Raw genomic sequence first — 6,064 nt, 5'->3', positions numbered from 1 at the left:
CGCTACATCGAGGGCTTCTATAACCGCCAAAGGCTGCACAGCAGCCTTGGCTATCGCTCACCCGAGGCCTTCGAGAGACTGGCTGAAGGTGCTTAATTAGACCGTCCGAGAAAGCGGGGGTGGCTCAGGGTGACCCTTCGAGGACGTGGCGGAAAGTGAGGTTGATGCGTGGCGTACGGACGCGCGCGGTGCGCGGCAGGGCGTGCTGATAGAGGCGCTGGGTCGCGCCGGCCATGCGCAACAGGCTGTCGTGCGGCAGCTCCAGTTCCAGGGCTGCCGAGCTGCGCGGCGATTTGCGACGAAAGACGAAGCGGCGCGATGCGCCCAGGCTGAGCGAAGCGATCACCGGCGCCGGCCCCAGCTCCGGTTCGTCGTCGCTGTGCCACCCCATGGCGTCGTGGCCGTCCCGATAGAGATTGGCCAGCACGCTGTTGAACGTGCTGCCGCAGGCCTGCTCCAGGCGCGGGCGCAGCGCCGCCAGCGCCGGCGGCCACGGATGCGGCTCGAAGCGAGTGCGCGAATAGACGTAGCTCGCGCCCGGGTCACCGATCCAGCAACTCAACCGCGGCGAGGCGACCTCGCGGCCGAAGATGCGGATGACGTGCGTCTCCCAGGCAATCGTGTCGCGCAACTCCCGCAACAGCGCATCGGCCTCGGTCGGTGGCAACCATTCCGTCCACAGCGCCAGGTCTGCGCCGGCGAGCGCAAGCGGCTGCCAGCCCACGCGCTCAGGCGATCGCCGGGTAGGTCGGCTCCGCGTCCAGCGTCGAGGAGCACACCGCTGCCAGCTCCAGCAACCGCAGGTCCGAACCACGCGCACCAACGAACTGCAGGCCGATCGGACGCCCATCGGGCAGCGCGCCCATCGGGATGCTCACCGCCGGGCAGCCGGCGAGGCTGGCGAAGCTGGTCAGGTCGGCCGCCGAGTCGGGCGCGGGCCCATTGAGCGGGAATGCGCCCTGCGGCGTGGTCGGCAGCACCAGCACGTCGATCTGCGCGAACAGGCGGCGCATCTTGAGCGTGGCCGCGTCGAGCACGCGGTCGGCGATGGCGTAGTCGGCCGCGCTCTTGCGCGCGGCGTAGCCGAGCATCTCGCGCAGGCGCGGCGACACCGGTCGCGCGCTGTCGGCGAGATCCTCGGCGAAGGTGCCGAGCATCTCCGCTTCCATCAGCAGCAGGCCGGCGCGGCGCGTGCGCGCGAAGTTCCAGTCGGAGAAGTCCACCGTGCGCCGCTCGCCGAGCTCGCGCGGCAAACGGGCCAGCGCCGACTCGAACACCTCGATCACGTCCGGCTCGACGCCGATCGCCGCCAGGTCCGGCAGCAGGCCAGCGCGCAGGTTGCCCGGCTCCCAGTCCGGTGGCGAGAACGCCACGCGTCGGCGGCGCGAGCGCGCGTCGTCGGCATCGTAGCCGGCCAGCACCTGCAGCAGCACGGTCAGGTCGTTGGCGCTGCGCGCGAGCAGGCCCACGGCGTCCAGGCGCCGCGCCGCCGGCAGCATGCCGCGGGCGGATATCTCGCCGTGCGTCGGCTTGAGGGCGTACACGCCGCAGTAGCTGGCGGGGATGCGGATGGAGCCGAGACTGTCCGAACCGACCGCCGCCGCCGCGAGCCCGGCCGCCACCGCCGCGGCCGCGCCGCCGGAGGAGCCGCCGGCGCTGTAACCGGGCTTGTACGGATTCTGGGTCGGACCGTAATGGGGGTTGTCGGTGGCCGCGCCCAGCGCCGCCTCGTCCATGTTGGTCTTGCCCACCAGCACCGCACCCGAAGCGCGCAGGCGCGCGACCACGTGGGCATCGTCCTGCACTGGCTGCTCGCGCCCGGGCAAGCCGGCGCGGGTGGGCCAGCCGGCCATGTCGAAATTGTCCTTCAGTGCGATCGGGATGCCGTCGAGCCGTCCCAGCACGCCGTCGCGGCGGCGATGGGTCGCGGTGCGCGCCTGCTCCTGCAGCAGGCCGGGACGCAGGTCGACGTAGGCATTGAGTTCGGGATTGATCCGCTCGATGGCCGTCTGGTAGACGTCGGCCAGTGCCTGGGGCTGCACGCGCCCTACCGCCAGCCAGTGCAGCAGCTGGCACACGCTGGCTCGGCGCAGGTCGATGTCGGCGATCGGCGGGGTCGAATTCATGCCTCGTCCTTCAGGGTGGATTCCCGATTATCGCCACGGGCCGCAAAGCGATTGCAAGCGACCTTTAGTGAAGAGTCCGGTTTGCCGCCGGGCCTGCGAAACCGGACAATGCCTCTCTTTCCTTATATGTACGCCGCACGGAGCCCGCCATGAGCGAACGCGAAACGATGGAATACGACGTGGTCGTGGTCGGCGCCGGCCCGGCCGGGCTGTCGTTCGCGATCCGCCTGAAGCAGCTGCAGCCGGACACCACCGTCTGCGTGATCGAGAAGGCGTCCACCATTGGCGCGCAGATCCTGTCCGGCGCGGTGATCGAGCCGGCTCCGCTGGATGCGCTGCTGCCGGGCTGGCGCGACGACCCGCCGCCGATCTGCGTGCCTGCCGGCGAGGACGAATTCTGGCTGCTGACCAAGACCGGTGGCCGCAAGCTGCCGGTGCCGCCGGGCATGAACAACCATGGCAATTTCATCGTGTCGCTGGGCGCCATGTGCGCCTGGCTCGCGCCACAGGCCGAAGCGTTGGGCGTGGACGTGTTTCCCGGTTTCGCCGCTGCCGACAACGTCTATAACCAGGACGGCTCGGTCGCCGGCGTGCGCATCGGCGACATGGGCGTGGCCAGGGACGGAACCCACAAGAGCGGCTACACCCAGGGCATCGACATCAAGTCCAAGGTCACCGTGCTGGCCGAGGGCGCGCGCGGCAGCCTGACCAAGCAGCTGATCAAGCGCTTCGCACTGGACAAGGACAGCGACCCGCAGGGGTACTCCATCGGCATCAAGGAGCTCTGGCAGGTACCCGCGGGCCGCGTCACGCCCGGCAAGATCGTGCACAGCTTCGGCTGGCCGGCCGACGACAGCACCTACGGCGGCAGCTTCCTCTACCACCTCGATGGCGACCGCATCGCGCTGGGCTACGTCAGCGGCCTGGATTACTGCGACCCGGAATACAAGCCGTGGGAAGCCTTCCAGCAGTGGAAGAACCACCCGCACGTCAAGCCGTTGCTCGAGGGCGGCAACATCCTGTCGGCCGGCGCGCGCGCCATCGTCACCGGCGGCTACCAGTCGCTGCCGAAGGTCGAGATGCCGGGCGCGATCCTGATCGGCGACACCGCCGGCCTGCTCAACGTGCCCAAGATCAAGGGCACCCACCAGGCGATCCGCAGCGGCATGCTCGCCGCCGAACACCTGGCCGCCAACGGCCTGAACGCCGCCGGCTTCGATGCCGCCCTGCGCGCCTCGCCCGCGATGGCGGAATTGAAGCAGGTACGCAACATCAAGCCCGGCTTCAAGAAGGGCCTGTGGTTCGGCATGGCCAACGCGGCCTGGGAAACGCTCACCCGCGGCGCCTCGCCGTGGACGCTGAAGAACAAGCCGGACTGGAGCTCGCTGGAAAAGATCGGCGAGTACGAGGCACCCAAGCGCGACTACGTGACGCGCGACCTGGCCCCGCGCGATCGCCTGGCCGGCGTCTACTTCGCCGCCACCGAGCACGACGAAGACCAGCCGATCCACCTGCACGTGGCCGATACCAACATCTGCATCGAGCGCTGCAGCGTCGAGTACGACAACCCCTGCACCCGTTTCTGCCCGGCCAACGTTTACGAGATCGTGGAAGACGCCATGCCCGATGGCAGCCAGGCCAAGCGCCTGCAAATCAACGCCGCCAACTGCGTGCACTGCAAGACCTGCGACATCAAGGACCCGTACGAGATCATCACCTGGGTTACCCCCGAGGGCGGTTCGGGTCCGAACTACCAGAACATGTAACGGGCTCCGAAGTCTCGACCGCACAGAGGACGCAACCCTGAGCAGTACCTTCCGCTGGCACCTCCGCCGCGCCCGCTACCTGCTGCAGCGCGTAAGCGGCAGCATGGCCCAGCGCGGCCTGCGCGGCACCGCCGACCGCATCCTGCAGGAATGGCGGCCGCGCCGGCAGGCATCCACCACCTTCGAGATCGAACCGCTGGGTAGCGGCGTGCCGCCGGCGGCGCTGCCGTGCAGCGATCAGCCGCTGGTGTCGGTGATCATCCCGGTCCACGGCAAGCTCGATTACACGGTGGCCTGCCTGCGCTCGATCGCCCGGCATGGCGCGCAGGCGCCGTTCGAGGTGATCGTGGTGGACGATGCCTCGCCCGACGACACCGCGCAGGTCCTCGCCGGCATCGAAGGCGTGCGGCTGCTGCGCAATCCGGACAACCTGGGTTTCATCGGCACCTGCAATGCGGGCGCCGCCGCGGCACGCGGCGCGTATCTGTTGTTCCTCAACAACGATACCCAGGTCACGCCGGGCTGGCTGGACCGCTTGCATGCCTGCCTCGTCGAGGAACCCGACGCCGGCATCGCCGGCAGCCGGCTGGTCTATCCCGACGGCCGCCTGCAGGAAGCCGGCGGCATCGTGTATGCGGACGGACAGGCATGGAACTACGGCCGCTTCGAGCAGCCGGACGATCCGCGTTTCCTTTACCGCCGCGATGCCGACTATGTCTCCGGCGCCAGCCTGATGGTCGACGCGAATTTGTTCCGCGCGATCGGAGGCTTCGACGCGCGCTACGCGCCGGCCTATTGCGAGGACATGGACCTGGGCTTTGCCGTGCGCGCGGCCGGCAGACGGGTGCTCTACGAACCGGCCAGCGTGGTGGTGCATTGCGAAGGCATCACTTCGGGGCTCGATCCCTTCGCCGGCGTCAAGCAGTACCAGCAGATCAACCAGGCCAAGTTCGTCGACAAGTGGCGCGATGCGCTCGGTCGCCAACCGCCCGCGCGTACCCGCGTGGAGGAGGCGCTGGGCTGGGGTCGCCGGCACATCCTCATCGTCGATGCGCTGACGCCCGATCCCACGCGCGACTCGGGCTCGCTGCGGCTGGTCAACATCATGCGCCTGCTGCGAGAGCGGCACTGGCAGGTCAGCTTCATGGCGGACAACCGCCGCGCCACGCCGGAAGAGATCGAGCGGCTGGGGCGCCTGGGCGTGCGCGTGCTGTGCAAGCCCTGGACCCCGCCGCTGTCCAACTGGCTGGTGCGCGAAGGCCAGGGGCTGGATGCAGTGATGCTCTGCCGCCACTACATTGCCCTGCCCCACCTTCCGCTCGTGCGCCGGCTGGCACCGCGCGCGAGGGTGCTGTTCGATACCGTCGACCTGCATTTCCTGCGCGAGCAGCGCGCTGCCGAACATGCGGACAACCCGGCACTGGCGCGCCAGGCCGAAGCCTCGCGCCAGGCGGAGCTCGGCCTGATACAGGCCGCCGACGTCACACTGGTGGTCAGCCCGATCGAACGCGATCTGCTGATGGCCCAACTGCCGCAGGCGCGCGTGGAACTGCTCTCCAACGTGCACGACGTGCCCGGCCGCAGCCGCGGCTTCCACGAGCGTGCCGGGCTGATGTTCGTCGGCGGCTGTGCGCACCCGCCCAACATCGATGCCGTCGACTGGCTCGCTGGCGAGATCTATCCGCGCATCCGTGCGAAGCGACCGGACATCGAACTGCACCTGCTCGGCGACATGCCCGAGGTGGAACGCACGCGCCTGGCCGCTGCCGGCATCCGCGCCCACGGGCGGGTGGAAAGCCTGGACCCGTGGTTGTCCGGCTGTCGCGTCGCACTGGCGCCGCTGCGTTACGGCGCCGGCGTGAAGGGCAAGGTGAACATGGCGATGAGCCACGGCCTGCCGGTGGTCGCCACCCCGATCGCCGCCGAAGGCATGAACCTGGCGGATGGCCAGGACGTGCTGGTGGCGGACGACGCCGGAAACTTCGCCGAGGCCGTGTTGCGCCTGTACGACGACGAGGTGCTGTGGATGCGCCTGTCCGAGGCGGGCCTGGCCAACGTGCGGGAGCACTTCTCCTTCGATGCCGCGCGCCACGCGCTGGACCGCGCCCTGGCCTGAAGCGGGCGCCACGGCGACGCGCCCCATGCACCGCTCACGCTAGAATGGGCGTTTTC

The 6,064-nt window shown here is 69.3% G+C and carries 4 protein-coding genes; 2 read left to right on the top strand and 2 right to left on the bottom strand.

Going from position 1 to position 6,064, the window contains the following annotated elements; all coding sequences use genetic code 11:
• Positions 1-124 precede the first annotated feature (124 nt).
• Together ACFWZ4_RS13305 and ACFWZ4_RS13300 are read right to left on the bottom strand one after the other, a co-directional pair.
• Entirely contained in the window at positions 125-724 is a 600-nt protein-coding gene (locus tag ACFWZ4_RS13305; RefSeq protein WP_439705161.1) for an alpha-ketoglutarate-dependent dioxygenase AlkB family protein, read from the bottom strand.
• A gap of 4 nt (positions 725-728) precedes the next feature.
• A complete protein-coding gene (locus ACFWZ4_RS13300) occupies positions 729-2,126 on the bottom strand; it encodes an amidase (protein ID WP_439705160.1) in 1,398 nt (465 codons plus the stop codon).
• 149 nt (positions 2,127-2,275) lie between these two features.
• Here ACFWZ4_RS13300 and ACFWZ4_RS13295 point away from each other — a divergent pair, with 149 nt between their 5' ends.
• Both ACFWZ4_RS13295 and ACFWZ4_RS13290 read left to right on the top strand, forming a co-directional pair.
• The gene (locus tag ACFWZ4_RS13295; RefSeq protein WP_439705159.1) at positions 2,276-3,892 is read left to right on the top strand and encodes a 4Fe-4S dicluster domain-containing protein; all 1,617 of its coding nucleotides are present in this window, start codon (positions 2,276-2,278) and stop codon (positions 3,890-3,892) included.
• 103 nt (positions 3,893-3,995) lie between these two features.
• Entirely contained in the window at positions 3,996-6,008 is a 2,013-nt protein-coding gene (locus tag ACFWZ4_RS13290; protein ID WP_439705158.1) for a glycosyltransferase, read from the top strand.
• Positions 6,009-6,064 lie beyond the last annotated feature (56 nt).

It is taken from the genome of Frateuria sp. GZRe12, assembly GCF_051900535.1.
Classification (GTDB): domain Bacteria; phylum Pseudomonadota; class Gammaproteobacteria; order Xanthomonadales; family Rhodanobacteraceae; genus Frateuria_A.
The sequence above is the reverse complement of the archived record's forward strand: the minus strand, read 5'-3'. Positions and strand labels throughout refer to the sequence as shown.

Bases quoted from the DNA above. Each gene is read 5' to 3' on its own strand.
- ACFWZ4_RS13300 (WP_439705160.1), bottom strand. From the start codon at position 2,126: ATGAATTCGACCCCGCCGATCGCCGACATCGACCTGCGCCGAGCCAGC.
- ACFWZ4_RS13295 (WP_439705159.1), top strand. From the start codon at position 2,276: ATGAGCGAACGCGAAACGATGGAATACGACGTGGTCGTGGTCGGCGCC.
- ACFWZ4_RS13290 (WP_439705158.1), top strand. From the start codon at position 3,996: ATGGCCCAGCGCGGCCTGCGCGGCACCGCCGACCGCATCCTGCAGGAA.